The sequence below is a fragment of the Coprococcus comes ATCC 27758 genome (genome assembly GCF_025149785.1).
Lineage (GTDB): Bacteria > Bacillota > Clostridia > Lachnospirales > Lachnospiraceae > Allocoprococcus > Allocoprococcus comes.
Genome location: NZ_CP102277.1, coordinates 2993871 through 3008619, shown reverse-complemented (window position 1 = coordinate 3008619; position 14749 = coordinate 2993871). Strand labels below are relative to the sequence as shown.

Annotated in this window: 14 protein-coding genes; 13 read left to right on the top strand and 1 reads right to left on the bottom strand. The window is 41.3% G+C overall.

Translation table 11 applies throughout. The features are described from left to right. Positions 1-9 precede the first annotated feature (9 nt). Positions 10-1353 (top strand): MATE family efflux transporter, encoded by a 1344-nt coding sequence (locus NQ556_RS14755; protein ID WP_022220062.1) that lies wholly within the window; start codon positions 10-12, stop codon positions 1351-1353. A 100-nt stretch (positions 1354-1453) separates the two neighbouring features. Here the strand turns inward: NQ556_RS14755 and NQ556_RS14750 are convergent, their stop codons facing one another. Further along, a complete protein-coding gene (locus NQ556_RS14750; protein ID WP_022220063.1) occupies positions 1454-2374 on the bottom strand; it encodes an aldo/keto reductase in 921 nt (306 codons plus the stop codon). 330 nt (positions 2375-2704) lie between these two features. On the opposite strand from NQ556_RS14750, the gene NQ556_RS14745 reads away from it, so the two are divergent. The 12 genes from NQ556_RS14745 (at position 2705) to NQ556_RS14690 (ending at position 14696) form a co-directional block, all read left to right on the top strand. Continuing rightward, positions 2705-3970, top strand: a complete 1266-nt coding sequence (locus tag NQ556_RS14745; RefSeq protein WP_022220064.1) for an NBR1-Ig-like domain-containing protein — start codon at positions 2705-2707, stop codon at positions 3968-3970. A 47-nt stretch (positions 3971-4017) separates the two neighbouring features. After that, complete coding sequence (essC, locus tag NQ556_RS14740) at positions 4018-8592, top strand: type VII secretion protein EssC (protein ID WP_173699140.1); 4575 nt, start codon at positions 4018-4020, stop codon at positions 8590-8592. 12 nt (positions 8593-8604) lie between these two features. Continuing rightward, complete coding sequence (locus NQ556_RS14735; RefSeq protein WP_055155510.1) at positions 8605-8862, top strand: EsaB/YukD family protein; 258 nt, start codon at positions 8605-8607, stop codon at positions 8860-8862. A gap of 111 nt (positions 8863-8973) precedes the next feature. Then, the gene (locus NQ556_RS14730) at positions 8974-9261 is read left to right on the top strand and encodes a WXG100 family type VII secretion target (protein WP_044998562.1); all 288 of its coding nucleotides are present in this window, start codon (positions 8974-8976) and stop codon (positions 9259-9261) included. Positions 9262-9332: 71 nt separating this feature from the next. Further along, positions 9333-9968 (top strand): hypothetical protein, encoded by a 636-nt coding sequence (locus NQ556_RS14725; protein WP_055260367.1) that lies wholly within the window; start codon positions 9333-9335, stop codon positions 9966-9968. Positions 9969-9972: 4 nt separating this feature from the next. Continuing rightward, the gene (locus NQ556_RS14720) at positions 9973-10293 is read left to right on the top strand and encodes a hypothetical protein (protein WP_008368736.1); all 321 of its coding nucleotides are present in this window, start codon (positions 9973-9975) and stop codon (positions 10291-10293) included. A 16-nt stretch (positions 10294-10309) separates the two neighbouring features. After that, the gene (locus NQ556_RS14715; RefSeq protein ID WP_008368735.1) at positions 10310-10603 is read left to right on the top strand and encodes a WXG100 family type VII secretion target; all 294 of its coding nucleotides are present in this window, start codon (positions 10310-10312) and stop codon (positions 10601-10603) included. An 11-nt stretch (positions 10604-10614) separates the two neighbouring features. Then, on the top strand, positions 10615-11052 hold the full coding sequence (locus NQ556_RS14710; protein ID WP_044998517.1) for a hypothetical protein: 438 nt from the start codon (positions 10615-10617) through the stop codon (positions 11050-11052). A gap of 16 nt (positions 11053-11068) precedes the next feature. Further along, the gene (locus tag NQ556_RS14705; protein ID WP_173699138.1) at positions 11069-12205 is read left to right on the top strand and encodes a WXG100 family type VII secretion target; all 1137 of its coding nucleotides are present in this window, start codon (positions 11069-11071) and stop codon (positions 12203-12205) included. Between the two features lie 19 nt (positions 12206-12224). After that, positions 12225-12515, top strand: coding sequence for a DUF4176 domain-containing protein (locus tag NQ556_RS14700; RefSeq protein ID WP_008368726.1), 291 nt, complete (start codon positions 12225-12227; stop codon positions 12513-12515). 124 nt (positions 12516-12639) lie between these two features. Continuing rightward, positions 12640-13329 carry a PP2C family protein-serine/threonine phosphatase gene (locus tag NQ556_RS14695; protein ID WP_172676438.1) on the top strand — a complete coding sequence of 230 codons (690 nt, stop codon included), beginning with the start codon at positions 12640-12642 and terminating at the stop codon, positions 13327-13329. A 17-nt stretch (positions 13330-13346) separates the two neighbouring features. Beyond that, entirely contained in the window at positions 13347-14696 is a 1350-nt protein-coding gene (locus tag NQ556_RS14690) for a serine/threonine-protein kinase (RefSeq protein WP_055155506.1), read from the top strand. Positions 14697-14749 lie beyond the last annotated feature (53 nt).

Sequence of the window (14749 nt, the reverse complement as noted above, 5' to 3'; positions counted from 1 at the left end):
AACTGGAGAATGTCAAAAGATGAATATTTAATTACAGATGCGCCTCTTAAAGCATTAACTGTTTTTGCAATGCCTATGATTTTAGGCAGCTTTTTTCAACAAGTATATAATATGGCTGATTCTATTATCGTAGGTCAGTTTGTTGGTTCGTCTGCACTGGCGGCAGTCGGTGCCTGCGCTGCACTTACGAATGTCTTCATTTGTATAGCATTGGGTGCCGGTGTAGGTGCAGGAGTGCTCGTGAGCCGTTATTTTGGAGCCAGAGATTATAGTAAAATGAAAACAATCGTGTCAACATCATTGATCAGCTTCCTGATTCTAAGCGTACTTCTGGGTATATTTGGCTTTTGTTTTTCCCATTCGATGATGAGTTTATTACAGACACCTGCTGATATACTGGATGAAGCAGTACTGTACCTTCGTGTTTATTTTGTGGGATTTCCGTTTCTGTTTATGTATAACATCCTTTCAACGATGTTTACCTCGATCGGTGAATCAAAGATTCCATTGGGACTGTTGATATTTTCTTCTATTTTGAATATTTTTATGGATCTCTGGATGGTGGCCGGACTTGGTTTGGGGGTATTTGGTGCAGCTCTTGCAACCCTCATTGCGCAGGGGATTTCGGCAGTGTTTTCACTTTTGATTTTCTTTAGCCGGATGCGTCGATATAAAAGTCATTTTGACTGGTTTGATGGGAAGGAATTGCATTCCATGCTTCGGATCGCTGTGCCATCTGTTCTTCAGCAGTCTACAGTGTCAATTGGCATGATGATCGTACAGGCAGTTGTAAATCCATTCGGTACACAGGCACTTGCCGGTTATTCGGCAACGATGCGGGTAGAGAACGTTTTTTCACTGATCTTTGTATCCATTGGAAATGCAGTTTCACCGTATGTTTCCCAGAATTTTGGCGCAAAGAAAATGGAACGTATCAAAAAAGGATATCATGCGGCACTGGTGTTGGATTTATGTTTTGCAGTTCTTGCTTTTATAGTCATTGAAATGTTGCATACCCAGATTTCCTCGTTATTCCTGGGGAAAGACGGAACTGCCCTGGCATATCAGGTGTCCGGGGATTATATGAGATGGCTTGGTTACTTTTTCATTTTTATGGGTATCAAGATGGCAACAGATGGAGTACTCCGTGGACTTGGTGTTATGCGCCCGTTTCTCGTCGCCAATATGGTAAACCTTGCAATCCGCCTGACAGTTGCTTTGATTTTTGCACCTCGTTTTGGTATCGAATTTGTCTGGCTTGCTGTACCGGCTGGCTGGTTTGCCAATTTTGCGATTTCCTATGTGGCACTTAGAAAATCGTGGCCAACTGATAAAGCAGCTTCAGTTTGCTAACTGTCTGTTTATTCCGGAAATAGAATTACCCGCACCAACGGTGCGGGTAATAGCATAAGTCAGCAAGAATATGAAATCAGAAATATAATGCCGAAAATCCTTATGGAAGCGGATGACCTGCAGCCAGGTACAGCTCATACCATTCTTCGCGAGTCAGTGTTATCTCACATGCTGCGATAATTTCTTTCAGGCGGCTTTCGCTTGCAGTTCCGGTAATGATTTGCATATTTGCCGGGTGACGTAAAATCCACGCAGCCGCAATGGTAGTGTCGCTGACATTATATTTTTCAGCCAGTACATGAAGCTTTTGATTCAGCTCCGGGTATTCGTCACTTCCGAGAAAGCATCCTTTCCATGCCGGCATCTGAAATGGTGACCAGGCCTGGAGGGTGATATCATGGAGGCGGCAGTAGTCGAGCAGACTTCCGTCGTGGTCAATTGAACCGGGGGTTTCCATATTGACTTCCATGCCATTTGCAACAAGATTGGAAACCGGAATGCTGAATTGAACCTGGTTGACAACGAGCGGTTGGCAGACATACTTCTGCAGTAGTGCAATCTGCATCGGTTTGTGGTTTGAAACACCAAAATGGCGGACCTTTCCGCTCTCAAACAGAACATCAAATGCGGCAGCAACCTCTTCCGGTTCTACGAGTGCATCCGGACGGTGAAGCAGCAGAAGATCGAGATAATCTGTCTGAAGCCGTTTTAAAATACCATCGACGGATTTCAAAATGTGCTCTTTTGAGAGATCATAACAACCTTGCCGGATGCCGCATTTTGACTGCAGGTAAATATCTTCCCGTTTCAGGGATGGATCGCCGGCAAAGGCTTCGCCGAACACAGTCTCGCTCATACCGCCGCCATAGATATCCGCATGATCGAAGAAATATGCGCCCTGTTCCAATGCAGAGTGAATGAAATGGTTCATTTCCTCCTTCGATTTTTCAGAAAGTCGCATGCATCCGACTGCAATGGAAGGAATTTTTTGCAGATGATTGCCCAAAATAGTTTCTCTCATGATAAAAATCTCCTTTGTAATGATTTGATATTCGCGGAATTTTTCCGTAAAGCAAGTATGGAAGAAGTCCGGAAGTAAAGAAATAATAATTGTTATACTTTTGACCATAGTATCATCATATCATAGAAGCGCACTCGAGAGTCAATGAAAAAAAGATAAAAGACGAAATTCCTACGAACTGTGAAATTAAGCAGTTTGTAGGAATTTTTTTGGAAAAATTTACAACCCAAAAATCAATGTAAATACAACCTTATAATGTTAAAATAAATATGCATATTCAACATATTTGTTGAAAAATAATGATGCTTGAATAAAGGAGGGACAGCCGGAATGAATTTAAAAGAAGTTTATGAGATTTTTTATCCGGGCAAATGTAAAGAAAATCCATCTGTGTGGAATGTTCCCCCAAAATACCGTTCGAAAAAAGATTTTTTTGAAGAACTTCTTCCAATGGAAATACGATGGATCAATTTTAAAATCTGGAATGATAAAGCACGAAGAAGCAGATTTTTTTCGAATTGTAAAGGAGAAACCCGATATATTGCATCATTACGCACATTTTTATTTGAACAACCATGGACTATCTCGAGGATAGAAGGAAAAGCGAATGAGCTTTTGAGTGGTCAGATTTCCGAAAAGGTTATGAATGAAAGTTTTTTACGGATTGTAGAGAAAGAAGGAATCGAGATTTCGAGGAAGCTTAGATCATATTTGTTTGATGACGAGACAAATCAGTTGAAAACAAAATGGGGGAATGTACTGACGTTTTATGTTCTACTGGCTATTTTACCGGAAGAAATTAATCAGATTTACGTACAGTATTTGTATAATCAAGAACAGAGTGCGCAACTTAAGGGAGAAGAGGAGAGTAATGGTGTAGCAATAAAAGATGCTGCATTATTTCAATATGAATATCCACCGGATATGAGCATTGTATCGCCGGGAGAAAAAATAAATCATACATGGGTAATCAAAAATGTAGGAGATACTCTATGGGAGAATCGATATTATGAATGTAATCAGTCTATGATGGAATTAGATGAAAAAAACAGAATTCTTCGGATTCCGAAATTTGTTTACCCGGGAGATAAAGTGTCTCCAAGTGTATCATTTTATGCACCGGACAAACCGGGAACTTATGTCATGAACTGGAAAATGAAGGATAGCAAAGGAAAGATTGTTTTCCCGGATAAATTGGGAATAGGATTGCATTTCATGGTAATGGATTTTGAAGAGGATAAAGCAATCCGGGGTGAAAATTATAATGTAATAGAAGAAATACCTCGACTTTCTGCCCCGATTATTGCAGGGAATTTGTATTCTCACACCTGGATTATTCAAAATACAGGAATGACTATTTGGAATGAGTATTATTTGGAGTGTATCAACGGAGATAACTTTTCTTACGTGAAAAAGGAATTATGCGTACCACTTAAAGCGCATGTTATGCCGGGGGAAAAAATCTCTGTCAAAGTGGAATTCGCAACGCCACCGATAGAAGGTATCTATACCATGGTCTGGCAAATTATGAAGAAAGACGGAACACCGGCGTTTGCAAAAAACAGGAGGCTGGAGGTTCTGTTGAATCTGATATAAAAGATGTCGGAAACCATTTGTTTAGAGGAAGGAATCAGAGGAACAGTATGAGTTATGTAGTTACAATTTTCACTGAAAAGCATTTATATCGGGTGAATATTGAAGAAGGAACAAAATATACCATTGGATCTGGTGAAAAAGATGCATTTCCGATGTCAGAGCTTGGCGTAGACGGGCAACTTGGGATCTGTTTTCATGCAAAAAAACAAATCCTGAAGTTGAATGCAAAAAAAATCCCTTTGTCAGTAAAGGAAATGAAAGAAGAAGCTAAGTTAGTTAATATTTGTGAATTTCCGAAAATAGAAGTAAGGTTTACCAGGGATACTGGAGAATATTCAGAATCATATCCTATTCCTTATGAGTGTCAGATTCATATCGGAAGATCTAAAAAAAATGATATTGTGTTAAATGATTCTTATGTGAGCAGAAATCACCTGCTCATTACATCTGAAAGAGGAAAAATACGAATAGAGGATTTAGGAAGTAAATATGGCACTTATCTGAATGGAAGTCCCCTTAAAAAGGCAATGCTGAAATCCGGTGATGAAATTGATATTTGTGATTTGCGTATTATTTGCAAAGAGAACACTTTATATTTTTATAATCTTCATGAAACACCGGAACTCAAATATCAGAAAGAGATAAATCATCCGGGGATGGCGACGAATATTGTTTCTATGCAGAAAGGGTATCCGTTATACCATCGTTCGCCGAGAATCAGAGAATCCTTGCCTGTGGATGAGGTGAGATTGTCGCATTTACCTAATAAACCACAAAGATTTTCTATCAGGAAAGCCAACTTTTTGCCACTTTTAAGTAGTGGCGCCATGGCGGGAGCTTCGCTTGCAATGTCGAGTTTTTCTCCTGCTATGCTTGCTATGCGTGCAGCAATGATGATTTCCCCTGTTGGAAGCCTGATTGGAAATAGCAATAAAAAAGCGCGTAAGATGCTTATGGTCGAAGAGGAAGAACGTTTCCAGAAATATGCGGACTATATTGCAGGAGAAAAAGCGCATATTCATGCTATCGGAAAAAAACAAAAGGAAATCATAAACCAGGAGAATCCTTCGCCGGAAATATGCGAAACAATTCTGAATAAGATGTCGACTTCTTTATGGGAGAGAACAGCGACAGACTCTGATTTCCTGCAGGTCAGAATGGGCGCCGGGTATGCCCCTCTTTGTGTAGATGTAAAGCCGCCTACAGATGTCAACGATTTCCATATGGAAAGGGATGAACTGGAGGAGCTGACAGACCGTATTATACAGGAGACTCATTTGGTAGATGATGTCCCTGCCAGACTGGATCTTTTAAAGTATAGTTCTGTAGGTGTGATCGGAAACAGGGGCAAGGTGACAGACTTATTAAAGAATATACTGGTTTCGCTTTCTACATTGCACTTTTTCAGAGATGTTCGTATTGTAGGCGTTTTTGATCCGGAAGAAGAGGAAGAATGGAAATCGTTGCGCTGGCTTCCTCATATCTGGGACGATGAATTGCAGACCAGATATTTGAATTTTGATCCGCTTACAGAAGAATCTCTTGCAAGTCTTTCGCTGAATAGTGAAAAAGGATATGTAGATTCTTATGCTAAATTCCGTGAGAAAGTAAACAGTATCATTGCGGAACGAAAGGATCCGGATTTTCAGGCGAAGTGGAAAAATGGGACGAGTCCGATTCCGCATTATATTTTTCTTTTCGCTTCCAGAAAAAAAACGGAGTGCTTTTTATCAATGCTTTCCGAAAATGATCCTGCTATGGGGATATCAACAATCTTTTTATATGATGAACAGTATTATCTGCCGAATTTCTGCCAGTATATTGTAAATGTGGATGATCCGTATGATGACAGAACGGCCACCGCTTTTTATAAATACAGAGCAGATGAGAAAATGTGGTTTACCATGGATCAGCCGATTCCACAGAGAAAGTTTGATGCGTTTTGCAGACAGATGTCGGCTATCGAGGTTGAAGATGCTGTCAAGGGACAGATCCCGGTTTCGCTTACCTTCCTGCAATGCATGGATACAAACAAGGTACGCGACCTGAACGTGCTGGAAAGATGGAAAAAGAATGATAGCGCTGTGAATATCACTGCGCCGTTAGGGGAAGGTGAAGGCGGCAAGCTGTTTTCATTATCTCTTCACAGACACTGTTCTCATGGCCTTGTCGCAGGTATGACAGGATCGGGAAAGAGTGAACTGCTTATTTCATGGCTTTTATCTATTGCATGTAATTATCATCCGGAGGATGTTTCGTTTGTAGTGATTGATTATAAAGGCGGAAGTACGGCAACATCGCTTGAAAAGCTTCCACATGTTTGTGGAATTATTACGGATGTTGGCAGTGGGATTGACAGATGTTTTCAATCGCTGGAGCATGAGCTGAGGCGAAGAGAAGCCATTTTTGCTTCGGTAGGTGCAAAGGATATCAAGGAGTACATAAAAGGATATCACAAGGGTGAGTTTAAAGAAGCGGTGCCAAGACTTCTGATCGTATTTGATGAATTTAAAGAGCTGATCAAGGAAAGACCGGTTGTCAAAAAAATGGTTGACTCCATAGCTGCAAAAGGAAGTTCTCTGGGCGTACATCTGATTCTGGCTACCCAAAGTCCGGCAGATGCAGTAGATGAGGGAACCTGGAATAATACCCAATATCAGATTTGTATGAAGGTGCAAAATGCTGCCGCCAGCAAGGTGATGATTCATGAACCGGATGCGGCGATGATTACACAGGCAGGAAGAGCTTATGTAAGAGTCGGAACCTCCGAAAAGGCAGAAATTTTCGCGTTGATCCAATCCGCCTGGTCCGGAGCTCCTTATCAGGAAAATAAAGAGCAGGGTGCTTTGGAAGTGCGCTATGTAGAAGTAGATGGATCGCGTATCAAAACAGTAGAAGAAAACCACACCCGATTTGTTTCGGATAAGAAAGAAATTGAGGCAGTGATAGCTTATATAGCAAGAACAGCAGAAGCGGCAGGTATAGAGAAGCAGCCATCGCCGTGGAAAACAGAACTTCCAGATCTCTTTAGCTGGAAGAAACTGCCGGTTGAGGGTGGCTTTGACGGAGAAAAATGGGAGATGACAGATGCTCCTTGGTTATCAGTGCCGATAGGTATTTTTGACAGACCGGAGCTTCAGGTGCAGGGAATACAGTATATGGATTTCCTGAAGGAAGGCAATTTCGGTGTCTTTGGAAGCTCGCAGACAGGAAAGACATCATTGCTCCGGACGATTGCAACATCTTTATGCCGTATGTATTCTCCGCGGGATATGCATCTTTATATCATTGCGGATATGGCAGGTATGGAGGCCTTCCCGCAGGTGGGAGGCGTTGTGGGATCCGGACAGGAAGAGAAGCTGGGTAAGCTTATAAATATGCTGATCAGTTTCCTGAATGAGAGAAGAAAAATCTTCAATCAGGAGAGAGTGGATTCTCTGAAAGCTTACCGGGAACTGGTTAGTGAAGAGATGCCGGCTGTTTTTGTTTTGATTGATCGCTTCAGTGGTATTCTGGAATCGAACCAGGATTATAAAGACATATTTGTCCGTCTTTTTAGCGAGGGTCCATCAAAAGGAATCTATTTTGTTTATACAGGTGTGAACAATACAGGCGTGCCTTATAAGCTGACGGCAAATGTTTCTGGGGCTATTTCTTTCATGCAGTCTGACCGAAGTGAATACAGCACTTTAATAGGACAGGTGAGAGAAGCAAGATTGCCGGACAGAGTAGGTAATGCTCTGATTAAAGTAAATCAGGAACTGATCAATTTCCAGAAGGCAATGTATGAACCTGGAGAAAATGATAAAGAGCGTGAAATGGCTTTGAAAGCAGAAGCAGAGGGCATGACAAGAGCTTGGAAAGGAAAACCTGCTTTGAGAATACCGGTTCTTCCGGAAAGCATTTCTGTGAAAAGTATGGCAGATCTCAGCAACAACGAGCAGGGAATTGCCGTTGGACTGGATGCAGAAAGCATAGAAGCGGTTCATGTAATGCCCGGAGAAACGACGGCAATGGCAGTTACCGGAAGAGTTGGATGTGGAAAGAGCGCAATGCTTCGCAGAATAGGAAAGATGGTACTGGAAGTGAATGGAAATACACTTTTATATTGCCTGGACTCAGAAAGAAAATCTCTGGCGAACTTGCAGGAGAAGGGAACTGCTTATGCGCAGCTTTCAGAAACTGAGAAAGTACAGGATTTATTTTCCCAGATCTTCAAAGAACTGACAGATCGCATGCGAAAAAGAAAAGAAGCTGCGGCCGAAATCACGGAAGAACCTTGGATGATCCTGCTTATCGATGACATAAAAGAATGCAGCAAGTTACCGGATGATATACAGCTGCAGTTACACAGGATTATGACAAAGACAAAAGGTTATGGCGTGCTGGTCCTCTGTGGAATCCGTCAGGGTGATCTTTTCAATTTTTATACGCAGGATCAGCTTGGTGTGGACCTCAAATCTTCCGGTGTTGCTCTTGCTTTGTCAGATACGGCAGTGCATTATGAAGGCTTTTATAAGAATAATTTTACGCAAAGCCAAAGAAATGCAGAGCTGGAAAAAGGCTTTGGAATCTTTTTTGCAGGCAATGGCAGCAAGAAGATCAAGTGCATAGATAGTTAGGAGGATGGGAAGATGAATCGAATCATAGTCACAATAAGAATAAAGCAAAAAAAAGAATATGATTTGGAACTTCCTGTAAATCAGAAGATCAAAGACTTGATGCAGGATATTTCAGATTCTCTGGAAGGACTGGATCCTTTGGCATCGTTTGACCCGGAACAGGTCAGTCTTGTGGATCAGAGGAATGGAAGAAGATTAAACGCAGAGAATTCCTTGTCGGAAGAGTGTGTATGGAACGGAGATATCCTGGAAATACAGGGATATAGATAGAAGAATGTATCTAAAATAAAGAGATTACGAAATAAAACGATCTTAAAAACGATGTATGTTTTTAAAGATAAAAAAGTCAGAAATGATGTATTAAGGAAAGGTGGAAATCAAATGAAAATTATTGTAACTCCAGAGGAAATGAGAAGTAACGCAACAAATATCCGCACTGAAAAGGCTAATTTTGAACAGTGTATCAGCAGCATGCGCACAATTGTAAACAGCATGAGTGGCGTATTCGAAGGTGAGGCTGCAACAGCTTTTGTATCAAATTTCGAAAGCTACAATGCCCAGTTTACATCTTTTGGAGAACTTCTGGAAAGCTTTGCACAGAAGCTGGATACAGCTGCCAATACTATGGAAGAAACTGACGGGGGACTTGCTGCATCTATGGGACAGTAAGAAAAGGCAATTTGTGCGGGGATACGTCCTCGCACAAAGATGTGCTGAGACAGAAATGAGTGATGAAAAGAATGAAAGAACTAATACTATCTCCGGAAGAAATCTATTATATCGGAAAAGTAAGTGGCGGAAAATATCTGGATTATGATTATATTGCCGCTATGCAGGATATTGGAAAGCGGGGGAAAATAAAAGCACAGGAAATTCTGGATGGTCTTGAAAGGAAGGGATATGCCGAGGAGGATTTCTTAGGCAATCTGGAAGTAGAGCCGGCATGTACAGAAATGCTGCAGCCGGTTTATCAGGGGATGTATGAATCTGAGCTGATTTTACGGGAAGAGTCAGGAGCATCTGTACATTATAAATTTCATCATATGGAGAATAGAATTACATCTGTAGAGTGCCGTGCGCAGGAGTACCGTGTCAGGGCGCAGGACAAAAAAGAAATAGAAAAGATGCTTTATTCTCTTTTGGAGGAAGATGTGCATACAGAGGAAAGAGAAGCATACATTGCGATTGACCAGGCAGAAAGGAGCATCATTCTGAAAGGTACTCATATCGGAAAGGATACCTGTCTCTATTTCTATGCAGAAAAAGGTGGTTCTTTCTATGAGATAGCTCCGGAACAAAAAGAAGAAACGATACTTCGCCTGGTTGAAAAGAATGTCGTTTGTGAGCAGGCAAAAAAGATTCTGATGGGAGACTGAGAAAATGGCATACAAAGATGAAAATGGAAAAATAACAATTGATGATGTCGCTGCCGGAGAGGATATTAGGAAAATCGAGCGGGCACAGTCTATCCTGCAAAATGCATTGCAGAGTCTGAGAGCAGCTCAGACAGAAGGGGCAAATTCAAAAGGTGAGACAGCCCAGGCTATTTATGATAAATCCCAGGAACTGATTAACCAGATTCAAAGGCTTGATAGTAATTTGGAGGAAACAACAAATTATATTCGCCATGTGCTTGCTGTTTATAAGGCGAAGGATGAAATGCTCAAGGAGATTATGGCAGCAGCGCAAAACATGAATTAGAGTGGAGGTATCCAACATGGCTAATATTAGAATTGACGCAGATGGATTGCAGAACAATATTTCATCTATGCGAGCCTATATAAATGAACTGGATTCTTTGAATGCACGGACACAGACGCTTATGACACAGATTGCTTCTTCCTGGGAGGGAGAGGCAAGCACGGCTTATATTAATATTATGACAGAGAGAATTCAAAAAGCAGGGCAGATGAAAGAGCTTTTACAGGAATTTATATCCTATATGGAATCTACCAGGACAAAATTTGTGTCAAGAGATCAGGAAAGTTCGTACTCTATCAGGGGATGCTAGGAGATGAGAAGATGATTATAGATGTGAATCCACAGACAATTACGGGAATCGCCCAGACGATTGCAAATGCTTATGGAGAAGTGGAAGAGGCAGCAAGAATTTTGACATCCATCACGGAACATAACAACTGGAATTGCAAAGAGAGGGATGCTATCAATGACTATACCCGTTCAAATGCCCAGGAGATTTTGAAAATCAGTGAAAAATCCGGAAATTTTGCAAATGTCATGAAGGTGGTTGCAGAGAATTTTACGACAGATGAGAAAAATATATCAGAAATGTTTACCAGCGTAGAGAGCATCATTGCCTCCATGCTTACGATCCAGCCGATCGGAAGTGGGACTACGACAAGCAATATCCCGGAGGGTGTAATGCCAATTAATAAATCAATCGGAGCAGGAGATATCAATCTTTCTTCTGTGATCGATCTGGCAAGTATGAAATTGTAGGGACAGGAGGAGAAGAATGGCATCCAGAATTATATTAGATCCAGAAACCCTGTTGGCGCAGGCTGGTGAAATGCAGAGCCTGACAGCAGAATATGAATCCCTGTTTTCGAAGGTTACGGGTACTCTGAATGACACCAACAATAATTGGAGTGAACTGTTAGCACATAATTTTGCAGGGAAAATAAGCAGCGCCCAGCAAAGCTTTGCAAGTATTACAGAGCTTCTTGCCAGTGGGGCGGCAGCAGCGAAAAACAGTGCTACAACCATGCAGTCGGTAGACCAGTCTCTTTTTAAGGTGTTCGGAGGAGAAGCTGGTGAGGGGATTATTTCCGGACAGGTACAGGGGATGACTGATGTCATAGAGGATTACAGGAAATGGGAAAAGAAATCTAAAAAAGTAAAAGCAAAAAGTAAAAAGAAAAAAGACGGTTTTTTGGATTCTTTGAAAGCAGATATGGCAGGAGTGTCGAAAGCAATTGTAAAAAAAGGAAAGAAGACTGTTGCAAAAATAAAAAAATCCTATGATGAAAAAGGATTTGTTTATAAGGCACTTCAATATGGAAAATCTGCTGTAAAAGTTGGTGCAGGTGTTGTCAAAATTGCCGGTGCGGTAGCTCTGGTAGCAGGCTCCGGTGGTGCAGCACTTCCTGTGGCTGCTTGTATTACTTTAAGTGCCTGCAATGATATTTATAATGGCATGATGGATGCAACATACACCTATACCGGTGACTATAACAAGGTTGGTAATACAAATGCATTAAAGGATTTTCTTGTAAAAAAAGGTGGAGAGACAGGAGAAATCCTCTTTGGAGATGAGAAGCTGGGAGAAAAAATGGGCAGTTGGGCTTACACAGGATTGGACGTTGTTTCTTTCTTAAATGGTGTAGATAAACTTGGAAAATCTTTTGGTAAGCTTCAAACTATAACAAGCGGCACCGCAGAAACGTCAAAGGTATGGGGAGAAATTCACATGGATGACGTTATCGACAATGATCTTAAATATCTCAGCAAAGATGGAATTATTAAGACTATACTTAATATAGACCCCAACTCTGTAGCTAATTTTGGATATGACGTCGTCACAGGTACGATTAAATCTATAAAGTCAGCAGGAAAACTTGGCAATACTATAGCAGATCTGGCCGTTGGTTAGGACGAGAAAGGAAAATAAAATGGCAAAGCAATTACTACCAAATGGAAGCGTTGTAACCTTAAAAGGTGCAACAAAGAAGTTAATGACAATTGGCATTGAGGTTGAAATGGAGGGAGATGAAAAAACCTACGATTATATCGCAATTCCCTATCCGGAGGGTTATATCGATTCGGAAACCATGTTTCTCTTTATGCAGGAGGATATCGAAAATGTATCTTTCGTAGGTTTTGTAGATGCAGAAATGCAGGTTTTTCGAACTGCATTAGAAGAAACAGATGAAAACGATGCTGAGAAAGAAAGTGATTCATAGTATGATCAGCGACATTTATTTGGCACGTAATCGGAGCATAATGAGAATCTCCGCTGCCTGTAGCTGTCATATAGGAAAGCGAAGAAAAAATAACGAGGACAATTTTTTCTTTGCGGGACGCTATATGGCAAGCTGTAACAATGGACTCGGAAGTATTTTAGAGAAAAATTTTCCGCTAAAAAAGGACAGATTCTTTGCTGTTTTTGATGGCATGGGAGGCGGAGAATATGGCGAGATTGCTTCCTATATGGGTGCAAAGGCAACAGAGGAATACTTGAATGCAGAAGAAGCAGATGATATTGCAGGTAAAAAAGGCTATCTGGAAAAAATGTGTACGCATGTAAATGACAGGATATTTAAGGAAACCCTTCGTTTGGATGCGGAGATGATGGGATCTACTTTGGCAGGACTTTATTTTACAGGAAACCAGGTTTGGACTGTAAATGTGGGGGATAGCAGATGTTTTCTCCTGCGAGATGGGAAGCTTCGGCAGATTTCCGAAGATCAGACAGACGAAGCCTATATGAAAGAAAACGGTATTCAGGGACGAAAGCCTTATTTGACCCAGTATATGGGAATGAATCCGGAGGAAGTGCGCGTACTTCCCTATATGGATTGCCTGCAGACGAAAAGGGGAGATCGTTTTCTTATCTGTAGCGATGGCGTGAGTGACATGGTGCCGGTAGATTTTCTGGAAACCATGATGCAGCAAACGCAAAGTACGGCGAAGTGTGTCGATGCAATTCTCACAGCAGCGTTAGATGCAGGCGGTAAGGACAATATTACAGCAATTGTTTTGGAAATAAACAGATAGAATTACAGGAGATGTAAATGGATGAGGAGAGATATCCAGCTCTGCCCTGGCAGGGATGGAAGATTGTAAAAAGGCTGGGACGAGGCGGTTATGGCAGTGTGTATCTGGCACAGCGGAATTCGGCGGGTGTCATGGAAGATGCTGCTGTAAAGGTGATTTCTTTCCCAAAAAATGAAGAAGACATTGAAGCTGATTTTACAGATGGATATGATCTTGTCAGTGTAAGAAATAAGTATAAAAATATGCTTCACAGATACGTAGATGAGTATCAGATCATGCTGGCATTTAAAGGGCAGACCAATATTGTCAGTTGCGATGATTTTGAAGCAAAACCGCATAAAGATGGAATTGGATGGGATGTTTTTATCCGTATGGAACTGCTGACCCCATTGACTACATTGATCAAACAGTATGCAGGAATTATTCCTGAGGAAATGGTTATAAAAGTCGGAAAAGATATCTGTTCGGCGCTGATGCTTTGTGATTCTAAAAATATCGTACATAGAGATATTAAGCCGGAAAATATTATGGTATCGGAATTTGGCGATTATAAATTAGGTGATTTCGGAATTGCCAGAACTATGGATCATACAACCCAGGCAACGACAGTAGGATCAGAGCGTTATATGGCGCCGGAAGTGATTAAAAGAGAAGAATACGGAAAAGAGGTAGATATTTACAGTCTTGGACTGGTGCTTTACTGGATGCTGAATAACCGTAAGCGTCCGTTTATCGATGCGGATCATTTACCAACTCATGATGAAATTGAACTGGCACAGGCAAGGAGAGAAAAAGGGGATCCTTTGCCACGACCTAAATATGGAAGCAGGGATTTACAGAATATCGTTTTGAAAGCTTGTGCATATGCACCAAAAGACAGATTCTCTTCTGCCAGAGAAATGTACCAGGCGTTGGAGGTATTACAATCAGGTGGAAGTATACCAGAACTGCCGAAGCCTGAACCACCCGGAAAACCGAAACTGCCGGATGATGAAGGCGGGCTGCTGGGAGGATGGATTTCAGCAGAAGATGGTAAGGAGAATGGAAAGAATTTAGATGATGAGGATGAGTGGAGTTCTGTACATGTCACTGAAGAGAAAAGGAATATAGAAGAAGGACCTGCTGTTTTAGAAGGAGCTTATCCGGATGAGCAAGAACTTAAAACGATAAAGAAGGTTTTAAATATCTGCACAGTTATAATGGGAATCTGTACGTTTGGAATTGCTTTGTTATGGTGTATTCCTATCAGAAAGAAAATTCTAAACAGAATAGACAGACGAGAGCCAATCAGCGACGGATTAAAGATAGCGGCTACTATGATCGGACTTATACCGGGGCTGTTACTTCTTGTAAATGAAGATATTTAATTAAAGTGGCTGGAAAGTTGTCCAATCATAAGAGAAACAGGAAAAGAAAGGAA